This window comes from Labilibaculum sp. (assembly GCF_963664555.1).
In the GTDB taxonomy this organism is placed as follows: Bacteria; Bacteroidota; Bacteroidia; order Bacteroidales; family Marinifilaceae; genus Labilibaculum.
Window position 1 is genome coordinate 1519412 of the sequence record NZ_OY761461.1, and the last position, 15536, is coordinate 1534947.

The 15536-nt window shown below is 34.4% G+C and carries 10 protein-coding genes and 1 tRNA gene; 7 read left to right on the plus strand and 4 right to left on the minus strand.

Annotation, left to right across the window (positions count from 1 at the left end):
* Window positions 1-1348: 1348 nt before the first annotated feature.
* The 7 genes from ACKU4N_RS06140 (at window position 1349) to ACKU4N_RS06170 (ending at window position 12339) form a co-directional block, all read left to right on the plus strand.
* On the plus strand, window positions 1349-2203 hold the full coding sequence (locus ACKU4N_RS06140) for a phospholipase D family protein (RefSeq protein WP_321321629.1): 855 nt from the start codon (window positions 1349-1351) through the stop codon (window positions 2201-2203).
* A 533-nt stretch (window positions 2204-2736) separates the two neighbouring features.
* Window positions 2737-3231 (plus strand): hypothetical protein, encoded by a 495-nt coding sequence (locus ACKU4N_RS06145; RefSeq protein ID WP_321321630.1) that lies wholly within the window; start codon window positions 2737-2739, stop codon window positions 3229-3231.
* Between the two features lie 568 nt (window positions 3232-3799).
* Complete coding sequence (locus tag ACKU4N_RS06150) at window positions 3800-4810, plus strand: RES domain-containing protein (protein ID WP_321321632.1); 1011 nt, start codon at window positions 3800-3802, stop codon at window positions 4808-4810.
* Between the two features lie 251 nt (window positions 4811-5061).
* Window positions 5062-7899 carry a type I restriction endonuclease subunit R gene (locus tag ACKU4N_RS06155; protein WP_321321634.1) on the plus strand — a complete coding sequence of 946 codons (2838 nt, stop codon included), beginning with the start codon at window positions 5062-5064 and terminating at the stop codon, window positions 7897-7899.
* Complete coding sequence (locus tag ACKU4N_RS06160) at window positions 7899-9341, plus strand: restriction endonuclease subunit S (RefSeq protein ID WP_321321636.1); 1443 nt, start codon at window positions 7899-7901, stop codon at window positions 9339-9341. Before ACKU4N_RS06155 ends, ACKU4N_RS06160 begins: the two co-directional genes overlap by 1 nt.
* Window positions 9342-9343: 2 nt before the next feature.
* Window positions 9344-10819, plus strand: coding sequence for a hypothetical protein (locus ACKU4N_RS06165; RefSeq protein ID WP_321321638.1), 1476 nt, complete (start codon window positions 9344-9346; stop codon window positions 10817-10819).
* Window positions 10816-12339 carry a class I SAM-dependent DNA methyltransferase gene (locus tag ACKU4N_RS06170; protein ID WP_321321640.1) on the plus strand — a complete coding sequence of 508 codons (1524 nt, stop codon included), beginning with the start codon at window positions 10816-10818 and terminating at the stop codon, window positions 12337-12339. The genes ACKU4N_RS06165 and ACKU4N_RS06170 overlap by 4 nt, the downstream gene beginning before the upstream one ends.
* 61 nt (window positions 12340-12400) lie before the next feature.
* On the opposite strand, the gene ACKU4N_RS06175 is transcribed toward ACKU4N_RS06170, so the two are convergent.
* The 4 genes from ACKU4N_RS06175 to ACKU4N_RS06190 form a co-directional block, all read right to left on the minus strand.
* Window positions 12401-13612 (minus strand): site-specific integrase, encoded by a 1212-nt coding sequence (locus ACKU4N_RS06175; RefSeq protein WP_321321641.1) that lies wholly within the window; start codon window positions 13610-13612, stop codon window positions 12401-12403.
* Between the two features lie 251 nt (window positions 13613-13863).
* A tRNA-Ser gene (locus ACKU4N_RS06180) sits at window positions 13864-13951 on the minus strand.
* Window positions 13952-14206: 255 nt separating this feature from the next.
* Window positions 14207-14521 (minus strand): L-rhamnose mutarotase, encoded by a 315-nt coding sequence (gene rhaM, locus ACKU4N_RS06185; protein ID WP_321321642.1) that lies wholly within the window; start codon window positions 14519-14521, stop codon window positions 14207-14209.
* 35 nt (window positions 14522-14556) lie between these two features.
* The gene (locus ACKU4N_RS06190; RefSeq protein ID WP_321321644.1) at window positions 14557-15513 is read right to left on the minus strand and encodes a glycoside hydrolase family 43 protein; all 957 of its coding nucleotides are present in this window, start codon (window positions 15511-15513) and stop codon (window positions 14557-14559) included.
* Between the last annotated feature and the right edge of the window lie 23 nt (window positions 15514-15536).

Consider the following 15536-nt stretch of genomic DNA (forward strand, 5'->3'; position numbering starts at 1 on the left):
TTTAAACGATGAGTAATCAGTATTTTACATAGGGTAAGGTGTGAGTTTTCCTCTTACCCTTGGGTAAGAGGATGCTTGCAGTTTTTCTCAAAAATGGATTTTGGGTAAGAAGAGTAAACTTATCTTACCCTACCAGAAGCTTTGCAAATGAGTGAGTTGTGGAAGTTGGGTAAGAGGGTAAGAAGAAAACACAATTTTTCTTAAATTTGAGAATATGGATGATCAGGTTATCTAGATACGTAAACCGGGCTAAGACCGGTATAAGCCCTGCTTAAAACACCTTTATCATTGCTTACTGATTCGATTTTTATTCTCTGTGTAGGCTGATTTTACTGGTGAAATGGGAGTTTACACTGTATTGATTTGTTTTTCTGTCTGGATGATCATTTATCTAGATAAAAAACCGTGCTAAGACAGGTTTAATTATACTTAAAACCCCTTTACCATTGCTCAATGATTCGATTTTATACTCTGTATTGACTGATTTTATTGGCAAAATGAGAGTTTCCACTATGTCAATTTGTTTTACTAACTGGATAATCGAGTTATCTAGGTAAGAAACCGGGCTAAGACTGGGATAAGCCCTGCTTAAAACCCCTTTATTATTGCTCAATGATTAGGTTTTGATTCTCTGTATTGACTGATTTTGCTGGTAAAATGGGAGTTTCCATTAAGATAATTTGTTTTTCTGTCTGGATGATCATTTATCTAGATAAAAAACCGGGCTAAGACCTGTTTAAAACACCTTTCTGATTGCACTATTATTAGTTTTTGGTTCTCTGTGTTAGCTGATTTTGCTGGTAAAATGGGAGTTTCCATTAAGATAATTTGTTTTTCTGTCTGGATGATCATTTATCTAGATAAAAAACCGGGCTAAGACCTGTTTAAAACCCCTTTATTATTGCTCTATTATTAGTTTTTGGTTCTCTGTGTTAGCTGATTTTGCTGGTAAAATGGGAGTTTCCATTAAGATAATTTGTTTTGCTATCTGGATGATCTGGTTATCTAGATAAATAACCGGGCTAAGACCTGTTTAAAACACCTTTCTGATTGCTCTATTATTAGTTTTTTATTCTCTGTGTTGGTTGATTTAATTAGTAAAATGGGAATATCCACTAAAATGATTTGTTTTGGAACTACTATTTTTGACAGGACAACTATTTAAACAATCAGTTATACTATCAAGTTAATACATATTTAAAAGGTCTGGTTTCAAATAAAAATGAGGTGAATATTAAATTGGCAAACTTGACAATATTAATTATTGAATATTGTTCTTAAATTCGTTAATTATTGAAATTTAGTTTAGTAATTAATAAACAAAACCTAGATTAATAGAGAAGGAAAAATGGCAAAATTTTTAACTACAGTAGGTAATTCATATTATATAGAGCAGATTATTATAAATTCAAAAAGCACATTGACATTAATTACACCCTATTTAAAGTTAAGTAGGAATTTAATTGAAAGATTATCGGATGCAGATAAGGAAGGTGTTCGAATAACTTTAATTTATGGTAAAAATGAGTTAGCACCTCAGGAGAAGAAGAATCTTTTTTCTTTTAAAAATATTGAAATCTATTTTTGTGAGAATTTACATGCAAAATGTTATCACAATGAAGATTCAATGATTATTACTTCGATGAATTTATATGAATTTTCAGAAAGAAACAATCGTGAAATGGGGTTGTTGATCGAAAAAGATATGGATTTAGAGATTTATAATGATACTCTAAAAGAAATTGATTCAATCCGTAATTCATCAGAGGTGAAAAAAGCCTTTAGTGATCAAGGAAATTCAACTAATAATAAAATGAAGCTTGACCCTGATTATGCTGAACATTGGAACTTCCATTTACCAAGTTTGAAAGAGATTTTATCAGAAAAGTATAAAAATCATGAAGTCATTTTAAACGATTATATACGAATTAATGATTTTCCATGGAAGGGAATCAACTTACTTGTTAATGGAAGAATAGATTTTGAATTTAGCAATAATCAATACTATAAGGGAGTTGAAAGAATCAATAAAAATAGAATTAATGAAACTCTTCCAGGAATCAGATTTTATTGGAATTATAAACAGTTGAATATTTATACAGAGAAAAATTTCGCAGTTGAAATTGATGAGGAAGGATTAAAAGAAAAAGTGAATAAGTTTCTATCTATAATCGAAACTGTTCATGATAAACTAGAAGATTAGATATGAATATTAGTGCACAATAATGAGTTTTCCTAAGACATTTGCTAAATGCCATGGAATTCGGATACAACACCTTTCTAAAAAGTGAATTTTTGATAAGAAGAAAACGCGAAAGCTTTTAAAATAGGAAATTCCTACCTGTCAAAAGTAGTAGCGACTATCATTGCTGAAATAAACCAGTTATTTAACTGGTTTATTAACCAGTTCTTCTATTTAAATAACCAGTTACATTATCTCGATAACTAGTTAATTTATCTGATTAAACTAGATAATAACCCTTTAAAATTAATTTTATGTGTGTAAAGTAAGTTGCAGATTTGACAGTATTAATTCTAGTTTAGAATTAATACTTTAGCAAGATTTTTAGTCTTGTTTTATAAATGATGATTAAGATTACCATCATAATATGTGTACATTACTGCGCTATAAATACATACTATTTTAATATAAACGGAATAAAGCCGATTGTCTTTATTTAGAAGTTGGCATCCATTAATAAATACACAAAAATCTAATAAAAAAATGATTCAAGAATGAAAATAAATATCGAACCTCAATTATTGACTCCATTAATACCATTTGTTTTAGGAATAATATTTAAGACAATGTTGGATTTGAACTTAGCTCTTAAATTAGTTAAGTATTTCCACTGGATTCCTGTTCGATTTTTATTTAGAACTAAACCATTTAAAGTTTCAGGAAAATGGATTCAATTGTGGGATAATACTGTAAGTGAAAATTATGTTTCCGAGGAAACTAGACAGAGCGAACTTCATTTAAAGCAATTTGGAAAATATTGTTATGCTGAATATAGAATCAAGAATGACGAGTTATATTTCATCTTTGGAGAAATCAGGGGTAATAATATTATCGGAAAATGGGGTGATAAGACGAATGAACTGGGGTATTACGGTGCATTTGAGTTACGAATATTAGACTCCAAAGAGATAAAAGGTCGTTGGATGGGACATTCAAATAAGAGTCCAGAGAAGATAAATACTGGGGAATGGAATTGGAAAAGAAACTAAAAACGGTTGCCAACAAAAGTAACCGTTGCACAACCCAATAAATTGAATGATTAGCTGTTTTTTTGCTATTTGTAAAAAATGCTATGCCTGGAAATCAAACAGTTAATTTTTTGTGGAAATAGCTTATTATATGTTTTCCTTTAATTTTAGAGTTGTGAAACAGCCACAAAAAAGTAAATTTCATGGGCGTTGATGAGCAGTTTGAAAGTTTAGCGCAATTATTAAACACCAGCAAGCCTTGTAAATTTGACTTGCTCAAAATATAAATTTAGTCGGCTTACTTACTTGAGGTTTGATAAGGCAACTCATTGAAAGCACCCAAGAGACTTAGCAAGACCGTCAGACTGTTTAAAAAGTAAAACTTGATGGTCATTTATTTTGGTAGTTGTCATAAAAAATGAAGAAATATAAGAATCTAAGCGAGTTGGGTTAGGTTATTTGACAGATTGACATTACCTGAAATTCAAGATAATCGAAACCACGACATTGATTTCTTAAGCTAATAACAAATATATTTGTTGAATATTTTTCGTTAGAAAGAGACATTACATCATTTAACTCATAATATATGATTTTTAATTTGCCGAAAATACCTGATAGTAAGAAATATAAAGGAGAAATGACAACGGAACAAAAGGCAATACTTAAGTGTATTGCTGAAGTAGAATTGTCAGAAGATGAAAAAACAACATTACAAGAATCTATAGAATTCTATAAATCAGTTTTTCCAAAATTAAAAGGAATTGATTTGTCAATTATAACAGACGAACAAGTCATAGAATTAAAGGAATATATTAAAGTTGTTTTTAATTTTTTCATGACTATTTCTAACGATATTCATTTCGATTTTCTTTTTAGGGTCTCAATTATTAAAGATGATTTTATTGAAAAAAGGAAGGTTAGAAATCCAAAATTCTTAGGATTTCCACCTCTTGAATTAGTAAAAAGACAAAATGTATACAATAGAGCTAATTCTCCTGACAGAACTGTACTTTATGCATCCTTTTATGAAAATGTTGCATTAAGAGAAACAAAGCCTCAAGTTGGTGAACGGATTATTATATCAACTTGGCAAAATATTACCGGTAATCCTTTTAATTCCTATCCTATTTCAAATTCTTCCGTTATTAATGAAGGTGTTGAAAAAGCTACAAATGCATTTAAAAACACAATGAAAGTAAATCATCCATTGTTTGCTGAAATAATGGATTTAGTTTTAGGTTTTTTAGCTTCGGAGTTTGTAAAAGATGATGAAATACAAAGTAATCATAAATATGAGTACCTATATAGTGCTTTCTTTTCTGATCAAATACTTTCACCTCGTAATATAAATGATCCAACACCATATACAGATTTTATCATATACCCAAGTATTGCATGGAAACATGAACATGAAAATGTTGCAGTTGTCTCTAAAACAGCTAAAGAGAAACTTAAGCTAATTAAAGCTGTTGAATATGAAATTGAGGAGACCTATTATGAATATAATCTTAAAAAAGATCAAATGCCTGTAAAACTTAAATTTATTAGAGCTGCTGATTGGATTGAAGAAGATATGATAATTTGGGAAGATGAATAAAAATATAGCGCATCTCGCTGTATGCAAGTTTAAAAGCTTTTTATAATATAATTAGTCAAACATAAGTGGATTTATTTCCTTTCAAGGCAATTGAGGTAAGCAACCGAACAAATAGAACATTGGGTTTTTAATTACATTTAGGCAAATTTATGAAAAAAACCAAAGAGCCAACTTTTTGCCTACACAACACAAGATGCAGAACTGAAAACTGTATCTTGTGCAACTAATTGATAAAACAATTATTAAATTTTATGACAGATAATATCAACCAAAACCCTGAACAGATTGCAAGAGACCGCATCGACCAAATGCTGGTGGATGCTGACTGGCTCGTGCAATCGAAAAACAAGGTTGATTTATCGGCAAACAATGGTGTTGCAGTAAGAGAATATCAAACGAATGTTGGGCCAGCAGACTATGTATTATTTGTTGACCACAAACCTGTTGGTATTATAGAGGCGAAACGAGAAGAGGAAGGACAGCACCTAACCGTTGTCGAAGACCAATCAAAAGGCTATGCCGATGCCAAGTTAAAGTATCTGAATAATGATCCTCTTCCATTTGTTTATGAAAGCACGGGCGTTATCACTCGATTTACAGATTACCGCGACCCAAAACCAAGAGGGAGAAATGTATTTAGTTTTCACAAACCCGATACCATTTCCCAATGGTTGAAAAAGGATAAAAGTTTACGAAGCAGATTACAGGATATACCCAACTTAGACCCGACAGGGCTTCGCCCTGCTCAGATTGTTGCTATTGAAAATCTGGAAACATCATTTAAAAACAACCGCCCCAAAGCATTGATTCAAATGGCTACGGGTGCTGGGAAAACCTTTACTGCAGCAACCTTTATCTATCGATTACTAAAACATGCCGGTGCAAAACGAATCCTGTTTTTAGTAGATACCAAAAATCTTGGCGAACAGGCAGAACAGGAATTGATGACCTTTCAGCCTACCGATGATAATCGAAAATTTACTGAATTGTACAATGTGCAACGATTATCATCTAGTTACATCGCATCTGAAAGTCATGTGTGCATTTCCACCATTCAAAGACTGTATTCTATTTTAAAGGGGGAAGAACTGGATGAAAGTGCAGAACTGGACAATCCTGAGGACAACACTTGGCTAAAGCAACAGGCGAACAAAAAGAAAGCCATACCTGTTGAATATACCAATGGAGTGCCCATTGAGCAATTCGACTTTATTGTGATTGACGAATGCCACCGTTCCATTTATAACCTTTGGAAACAGGTGTTGGATTATTTCGATGCCTTCTTGATTGGATTAACCGCCACACCTGATAAAAGAACTTTTGGTTTCTTTAACGAGAATGTGGTGAGTGAGTACACCTATGAGCAATCGGTTACCGATGGTGTGAATGTGCCTTACGATGTGTACAGTATCGAAACGGATATTTCGAAAAAAGGAGAAGTGATAAAAGCAGGTTGGTATGTTGACCGCCGCGATAAACTCACCCGACAAAAACGCTGGCAACAGGAGGATGAAGACACCCAATATTCTCGAAACGATTTGGATAAAAAGGTGGTGAACCCGAGTCAAATCAGAAACATCATTAAAGAATACAAGCGTGCTTTAAAAACCGAGATATTTCCTAATCGTGTGGATGAAAACGGCGAATACGAAACACCTAAAACACTCATATTTGCCAAAACTGATAGTCATGCCGACGATATTATAAAAATTGTACGTGAGGAATTCGACGAGGGCAACGATTTTTGTAAAAAAGTAACTTATAAAACGGAGGAAGATCCAAAATCGATATTGAACCGCTTTCGTAATTCTTACTACCCACGCATTGCCGTTACGGTAGATATGATTGCCACAGGAACCGATGTAAAACCTTTAGAGGTATTGCTATTTATGCGCGATGTGAAAAGTGTCAACTACTTTGAACAGATGAAAGGACGTGGCACCCGAACCATCGACAAGGACAAACTGATGCAGGTGACCCGAACAGCAAATAGCAAAACCCACTTTGTAATTGTGGATGCAATTGGTGTAACAAAATCGAAGAAAACCGACAGCCGACCCCTGGAACGCAAACCAACTATTGTATTAAAAGATTTATTGGGCGCGGTAACTATGGGGCACGAAGATGAAGATTTGTTTCTTTCGTTGGCAAACCGTTTAATTCGTTTGGAAAAGCAGATTACCGAAAAGGAAAAACAAAAGTTGCTGGAATATTCGAAAGGCAAAAATCTGAAACAAATTACAAAAGAGCTCATCAATGCTTTTGATCAAGATGAAATTGATAAGAAAGCACAGGAAAAAATGGAAGCTCATTGTGCAGACAGCTCGAATGGCGTTTCAAAAGCGGATTTAAGCCCTGCCGATATCGAAAACTTCAAGAAAGAAGCGCAACAAGAATTAATACATCAGGCAGCAAGAACCTTTAATGGACAACTGAACGAATACATCGAAAATGTGCGCCGGGAACACGAGCAGATTATCGACCATATAAATATCGATACGGTGATTAAATCGGAATGGGACAGCTTTACCACCGAAAAAGCAAACGAAACCATTACTGATTTTACAGAATATCTGGTAAAACACAAGGACGAAATTCAAGCCTTGAGTATTTTCTATAATCAGCCTTACAATCGTCGTAACATTACTTTTAAAATGATAAAAGAGGTGATGGAAAAGCTGAAATTGGAAAAACCATTACTGGCACCCGATTATGTGTGGAACGCTTACGTGGCGGTTGAGAAAGTAAAAAGCAAACAGCCCAAAGACGAATTAACGGCTTTGGTTTCTTTAATTCGCCGTGTGTGTGGTATCGACGATGAACTAAAACCTTTCGACAAAACCATTAACGAGAATTTTCAAAACTGGATATTTAAACAACACACGGGGCAACACAACCGCTTTACACCAGAACAAATGGAATGGCTACGCATGATTAAAGACCATGTGGTAAGTAGCTATCATATTGAAATAGATGACTTAGATTACACCCCTTTTGATGCACAAGGCGGACGAGGCAGAATGTACCAGTTATTTGGTAAAGAGATGAATGATATTATGAATGAATTGAACGAGGTATTAGCTGCATAATGAGAGAAGATTGGATAGAAGTTGAATTAGGTGATATACTTAACGTTTCAAGTGGTAGTGGTTTAACGTCAAAAAAAATGTCAGGTTCTGGTTATCCTGTGTATGGAGGAAATGGAGTTACTGGCTACCATTCAGAATTCCTTTTTGATGAAAAAAAACTTATTATAGGAAGAGTCGGTGTTAGATGTGGGGTAACTCATATAACAAAATCTCAATCTTGGGTCACGGACAACGCCCTTGTTGTGTCTTTTAAACATCCTTTTTTGGATTTACAGTTTATGAGATTGAAGTTACAATTTGAAAATCTCAATAAATTATCAAATTCTACAGCTCAACCTGTTATTTCAGGGGCAAAAATCTACGCATATTCCGTGTGCATCCCCCCCCTTCCCATCCAACGCACCATCGTCTCTAAAATAGAAAGCCTATTTTCCGATTTAGACAATGGCATTGCCGACCTTAAAAAAGCACAACAGCAACTGAAAATTTACCGTCAGGCTGTGCTTAAAAAGGCGTTTGAGGGGGAGTTAACCAAAGAGTGGAGAGAAACACAAATTAATCTACCCACGGCCGAAGAACTTTTGGAACAAATAAAACAAGAACGCCAAAAACACTACGAGCAACAACTAGAAGATTGGAAACAAGCGGTTAAAACTTGGGAGGAAAATGGTAAGGAGGGGAAGAAACCTGCAAAACCAAATTCGATAAAAGAATTTAATTCTCCTGAAACGGAATTAGGAATTAATTCACCGTCTAATTGGGTTGTTTTATGCTTAGGTAATTTAACCACAGGTGTTGAGTACGGCTCTGGTGCAAAATCTTTAGACGAAGGAGAAATACCAGTGATAAGGATGGGTAATATGCAAAGTGGAAAATTGGATTGGTCTGATTTAAAGTATACAGTTGATAAAAATGAAATTAGTCAATATATTCTAAAAAAAGGTGATGTTCTTTTTAATAGGACAAATAGTCCTGAACATGTTGGAAAAACAGTTGAATATAAAGGTGAAAGACCTGCGGTCTTTGCAGGGTACTTAATTCGAGTTAATCATATTGATTCATTACTTTGTAGTTCCTATTTAAATAACTTTCTAAATTCTCACCCAGCAAAAGTATATGGTTCACATGTGAAAACAGATGGAGTAAATCAGTCAAATATTAATGGTCAAAAACTTTCAAATTACCCTATTCCCCTTCCTGCCTTAAAAGAACAACAGCAAATCGTCCGCGAAATAGAATCCCGCTTATCGGTTTGCGATAAGGTAGAGCAAAACATTAGCGAAGCATTAGTAAAATCGGAAGCCCTTCGCCAAAGCATTCTTAAAAAAGCCTTTGAGGGCAAGCTATTAAGCAAAGCAGAAATTGAACAATGCAAACAAGAGGCAGATTACGAGCCTGCCAGTGTATTGTTGGAGAAAATTAAAAAGGAGAAAAAGAAATAGTTATGGAGGTTAATAAACAAGGAATATTTACTGACATCACCTTTTGGAAACTTGGATGCAATTGGGGTTCAGGTCAGCCAAGTTTTTACAACGAAATTAAGAGCAGAGACATTGTGATTGGTCACCAATCAAATGGAATATATATGGTGGGAGATATTGTTCTTCTTGGAGAGGGGCATTCCATTAAAGCACTTGCTAAAATTATTGATAAACCAATTCCAATTAACTCACAACCAGCATTAGTAAGCGCACTTTCAAAATTTAATGTTGGTGATTTTGGCAAAATTTCTTATTACAATGTCGAGCTCTATGAAATACCTCAGAAGGAAATATTTAAATATCAGTTGCAGCAGGGAATTGTTAGGGTGCATAAAGAACATATAAAAAGGAAAGCAACCCAATGTTGGTTGCAAAACCCTTCCTATAGCGATAAGAGAATAATGCGCCTTACATGGAACTCAAACAATTGGGAATTTCCTTCGGGGCATACTTGGTGTGAAAAGAATCAGAACAATTCAAATATAGCCTATGAAAATCAATATGGCTACGGTCATGAAGAATGGCTTTTAAACGAAAGGTTTCGGATTGATGGGTATCAGTATGGCTACATAAGAGGTGTAAATAATCTTTCTACGGATGTAGAAGTTATTGACCAAATAACTCTGTATACCATTCGGGAAGATAAACAAAGATGTTTGGTAGGTAACCTTTACAATGTTGAAATTATTGAGGGTGTTAAGGGCGAAGAGAATAAAATAAAGGACTTAATTTCCAATTACAAGTCTGCCATGCTTGAAGAGCTCAAAGAGGTTAATGCCGATTTTGAGCATTTCAGACAAGACCAATTGCTTCCCAATGTAAAATTTTCATGGGAAATGGCTGAGTTATTTCAACAACCTATACCAGTTGACTTTCTTGATGGAGCCGAGTTTAATAGGTTTCAAGCATATTATTTAAAGGAAGAATTAATTGAACCAATTCAGAAAGAGTTTGAAGAAAAGTCTAAATTCAAATTTCAAGCTGGAAAGGCATTAAATACAGGGGAGTATACAAAATCTACTTCAAAGAAAAATACAAAGGTAAAAAGAAGACATGGTGAAATAACTGATGATTTATATGATTATCTAATTACAGCAGGTAATAGTGAGAACAATATTTCTGTAGAAAAAACTCGTGTAGGTGGTGCAATTTTAGATGTTGTACTTAAGGAAGAGTCTGACACCTATGTATTGTTTGAAATAAAAACAAGTAATTCAGCATTAAATAATATCAGACAAGCTTTTGGTCAAATTTTCGAGTATGCTTTTCTTGATGCAGAAATTAAATGTACCAAGTTGGTTATTGTTGGCCCTGCTTCACTTCAGGGCAATGACAAAGATTATTTTAATAGAATTAGAGAACTAATAAATATTAAGCTTGAATATTGGGAATATAAGTCAAGTGAGAAAAATATTGAAAATAAATTTATTATAGAATGACAGATTCAAGCATAATATCAAAAATATGGAATCTCGCCAGCGTTTTGCGTGATGATGGGGTAGGTTATGGCGATTACCTGGAACAAATTACGTATCTGTTATTCTTAAAAATGACAGATGAATTAAACAAACCACCATACAATAAAGGCTTACAGTTTCCACGCTTAAAAGATGTGGAAGGAAATGAGATAACAGATGGTGATCTTTGCGATTGGGAAACCCTATCGAGCAAACGAGGGGCAGAATTAGAATCGTTCTATTCGCAATTGCTTCGTAGTTTAAGTACCGAAAAAGGCATGTTAGGGCAGATTTTTACCAAGAGCCAAAACAAGATTCAAGACCCTGCCAAGCTTTCGCGTGTTATTAACATGATAGACCAAGAGCAATGGTCGATGATGGGTGCTGACATAAAAGGAAAGATTTACGAAGGCTTGTTAGAGAAAAATGCCGAAGATACCAAGTCGGGAGCAGGGCAGTATTTTACGCCTCGTGCTTTAATTAAAACGATGGTTGCATGTATTCAACCTAAGCCCATGAAGTCTATTTCGGACCCAGCATGTGGAACAGGTGGTTTCTTTTTAGCTGCTTACGATTGGATTGTAGCTAACAACCAACTCGATCGTGACGAGAAAGAGTTTTTGAAAAACAATACTTTTCACGGAAACGAGATTGTAGCCAACACACGCCGTATGTGTTTAATGAATATGTATTTGCACAACATCGGCGAGATTGATGGCAACAGCTTTATTTCATCGAACGATGCTTTAATTTCCGATGATGGTAGTCGTTACGATTATGTATTGGCTAATCCGCCCTTCGGCAAGAAAAGCAGCATGACCATTACCAACGCACAAGGCGAAGTGGAAAAGGAAGATTTAAGCTATAATCGTCAGGATTTTTGGGAAACCACTTCCAACAAACAATTAAACTTCTTACAGCATATAAAAACGCAGCTAAAAATTACGGGAGAAGCTGCTGTTGTTCTTCCCGATAATGTGTTATTTGAAGGTGGAGCAGGTGAAGAAGTGCGCAAGCAATTGATGCTAACAACAGACTTACACACCATTCTGCGTTTGCCAACTGGCTTGTTCTATGCAAATGGCGTAAAAGCAAACGTGTTGTTCTTCGATAATAAGCCAGCAAGCAAAGTAGCACAAACCAAAGAGGTATGGATTTACGATTATCGCACCAACATACATCATACGCTTAAGAAAAAGCAAATGACTATGGCCGATTTAGCTGACTTTATTAAGTGCTATAATCCCGATAATCGACATAAACGAAGCGAGACTTGGAGCGAAGAAAACCAAGAAGGGCGTTGGCGCAAATACCAGTATGCCGATATTCTATCAAGAGATAAAACCAATTTGGATATCTTCTGGTTAAAAGACAAAAGCCTTACGGATTTAGATAATCTGCCAGATCCTGATATTTTGGCGAACGAGATTATTGAAAATATTGAATCGGGTTTGAATAGTTTCAGAGAAATTATGGAAACAATAAACGGACAAGTAGAATAGAATACAAGAGTATTAATTGTAATCCCCGAAAAACAGTAATGTTGCTCGGGGATTTTTGATCTTAGACATATTGATACATTCCTTCAATTTTATTCATCTCGTTTGATATTAATTTTTCGCTGGCTCTGGCATAGTTTTCTGTCATGCGGGTATTTGTATGTCCCATCATCTTCGAAATAGCCTTAATGTTGAGGTTATTGCCCAAGGTAACAGTTGTTGCAAATGTATGTCTGGCTGAATGGGTGCTTAAGTTTTTATTGATACCACATAGGTCTGCTATTTCCTTTAAATAGGCATTCATTTTTTGGTTGCTGGGTACAGGCAATAGCTTTTGCTGAATCTTACAAATAGGATCATTTTTGTATTTATTAAGAATTGATTTCGGAATATCAAAAATTGGAATTTCAAATTCGACTTTAGTTTTTCGCCTTTTACTTTTAATCCATTGATTGCCATCTATACCTTTTACAATATGTTCTTGACTAAGAGATTTTACATCTGAAAAAGCTAATCCTGTAAAGCAACAAAACAGATAGAGATCTTTAATAATTTCAAGACGTTTGATTTCGAAGCTTTTCTCCATCAATTTATTCAATTCTTCATCATCTAAATACTCTTTATCTACCTTTTCCATTTTGAACTTGATCTTTGCAAAAGGATCAGATCTCATCCATTCATTGGCAAGAGCCCAATTCGTTATTTTCTTAAAATTCTTCAGGTATTTAAATGTGGTATTGGTTGAGCATTTCCGTTCTGTTCGAAAGTAATGTTCAAAATCTGTAATAAATTGGTGGTTAATTTTGTTGAGAGGTAAATCTTTTGAGTTGTATTGTATTTTAATGAAGTCCTGAGTGTGTTTCAAACAGGTTCTGTAACGCTCTAGTGTACCTTCTGCCATATCTATTCCAATACGTTTTTCACATCTCTCATTGTGTTTCTGGAAGATGCTTATAATACTAAGATCTTCATTTTCCTGATTTAGGCTCGCTTTTATATTTTTACAAGTAAGCTCTTCTTGAATTTCAAGATCAGAAATGATTTTCAAGAGTTTTTCATCCATGTAATGAATGTATCGATTGTTTTCCTTTGTCTTAAGTGAGTTGCCTTTACACTTTCCTTTATTCGCATCCCATAGATTAGAATCGATACTTCTTTTAAGAGATATGTCCAATCTTTGACCATCGACAGTAATTCTTACGAAGATTGGAGATTCTCCATTCTTCAGTTGAGTAGTTTTTCTTGCAAAAAATAAAATAGAAGTAGTTTGTCTCATTTTTACTAGTTTTTGAATGTGTTAAAACGATTTGTCAAAACTAGCAAACGAGTGATTTTTGAAGAGAGCAAAACAGTGAATAGCAGTGCATTAGTACCTGTTCGCGGTGTAGCAAAATTAAGCTTTCAAATCTACACCGAATTCTACACCTTTTTATTGCTGTTTTAGGTGTAGAATTGCGTTGGTACTAAATGAAGAAAGCCTTGTAAACGTTAAGTTTACAAGGCTTTTCCTTCTATTGCATTTTTGCATGGCGGAGAGAGAGGGATTCGAACCCCCGGTACCTTGCGGTACACGTGCTTTCCAAGCACGCACAATCGGCCACTCTGTCATCCCTCCAAGTAATATCTGTTTGGATAATTGTGCGGGACAAAAGTAAAACAAAATAGCGGATTACAAAAGATATTATAAGAAAAATGATTTAGTGAAGTCATGCGATTTTTACAGGGCATCAATTGTTTTTTGGAAATAGCTATAAATGTGGTTTTTATTGGCGGATATCACAGTTTGAGCTCTGTTTACTTTTTTTGAAATTACTTATTTTAAATATTCAATTTGGTTTTCATTTTCTAATTTTAAGACTGTGGAGTGTTTTTATTCCAGGTAAAATACTTCCTCTAAAGGGATTGAAACAGGGGAATTGTCAGTATTGGTTTTCATTATATCAGCCATAAATTTCCACCATTTTTTTACCACTTCGGTTTGTCCTAAATCTTGAGAGCCTCCGTTGCTGTTTAGCTTTTGAAATGCAAATAAAGTATTTGTTTCTTCATCTATAAAAATGGAGTATTCATTTATTCCAGCCTCTTTAAGTAATTGTTTAAGCTCTGGCCATAATTCACTATGACGTTTTTTATATTCTTCTTTCTGACCTTCATTGAGGTGCATTTTAAAGGCTAATCGTTTCATTTTTTACGGAGTTTTAGTTGTAGGTATTCAGGAATTCATTTATTGGAAGTATTGTCCAGAAGATTTTGCAATGTTTTTTCAGATACTTTAAATGCAGTGCCGTGTCGAATGCCTCTTGGAAAATCAATTGATTCTGAAATATCTTTCCAATTTATTCCATCAAGTGAACGTATGGCACCATATTTTTTGTCTCTGTATTTATCGAAGTAGATATAAATGTATTTCCCAATTTTTAATGGAGTTGGACCTTCAACCCATGTGTCTCCCGAAATATTATCTGAAACCTTTGTTGGGAATCCATCGGCCATATTTTTTGTGAAAACAATGCGCAAATTTTTCTCTTTAGGAACCGACATTTCATTTTTAATAACCATCATGTAGGTTGAATCGGTTTTAAGAATGGCTCCATCAATAACACTAAAGCCAGGATCATAAAAAAGAGATGTGGGAGAGAATGTTTTAAAATCAGTTGTAGTTGTGAAATATAGTCGGTGATTTAGCCCTTTTTCATTGCTTGTGGTTTCAATTTCCGGGAATTGTCCGGGAATTGTCGATGCCCAAACAATATAAAATAAATGGGATGCATCATCAAAAAATACTTCGGGAGCCCAGGTGTTTCTGGTTTCTTTTAAATGCTCCATTACAGGGATGTTTTTTTGTTCCGACCAATGAATTAAATCATTTGAAGAAGCATACCCAATTCCTTGATCCCACCATCCTGTTGTCCAAACAAGATGGAAGATCCCATCCTGACTTTGACAAATACTAGGGTCACGCATTAAGCGATCTTTACCTATAACTGGTTTTAATAATGAGTTGCCATTTTTTAATGTTTCCCAATGATGGCCATCGTAACTATAGGCCAGATGAAGCCCATCCTGACCATTGTCTTTGAAATAGGAAAATAAGTAAACGTCTTTTTGATTCGCAGAACATCCGGATAGTAGGATTAAAAGACAGATGATTGGTTTGAAGAAATGATAATTGAACATGAAAATAGAGTTGTAAAAAATTT

What these genes read in the sequence shown, in the direction of transcription:
- ACKU4N_RS06140 (WP_321321629.1), top strand. Translation starts at nt 1,349, where the DNA reads ATGGCAAAATTTTTAACTACAGTAGGTAATTCATATTATATAGAGCAG.
- rhaM (WP_321321642.1), bottom strand. Translation starts at nt 14,521, where the DNA reads ATGAAACGATTAGCCTTTAAAATGCACCTCAATGAAGGTCAGAAAGAA.
- ACKU4N_RS06190 (WP_321321644.1), bottom strand. Translation starts at nt 15,513, where the DNA reads ATGTTCAATTATCATTTCTTCAAACCAATCATCTGTCTTTTAATCCTA.
- ACKU4N_RS06165 (WP_321321638.1), top strand. Translation starts at nt 9,344, where the DNA reads ATGGAGGTTAATAAACAAGGAATATTTACTGACATCACCTTTTGGAAA.
- ACKU4N_RS06175 (WP_321321641.1), bottom strand. Translation starts at nt 13,612, where the DNA reads ATGAGACAAACTACTTCTATTTTATTTTTTGCAAGAAAAACTACTCAA.
- ACKU4N_RS06150 (WP_321321632.1), top strand. Translation starts at nt 3,800, where the DNA reads ATGATTTTTAATTTGCCGAAAATACCTGATAGTAAGAAATATAAAGGA.
- ACKU4N_RS06145 (WP_321321630.1), top strand. Translation starts at nt 2,737, where the DNA reads ATGAAAATAAATATCGAACCTCAATTATTGACTCCATTAATACCATTT.
- ACKU4N_RS06170 (WP_321321640.1), top strand. Translation starts at nt 10,816, where the DNA reads ATGACAGATTCAAGCATAATATCAAAAATATGGAATCTCGCCAGCGTT.
- ACKU4N_RS06160 (WP_321321636.1), top strand. Translation starts at nt 7,899, where the DNA reads ATGAGAGAAGATTGGATAGAAGTTGAATTAGGTGATATACTTAACGTT.
- ACKU4N_RS06155 (WP_321321634.1), top strand. Translation starts at nt 5,062, where the DNA reads ATGACAGATAATATCAACCAAAACCCTGAACAGATTGCAAGAGACCGC.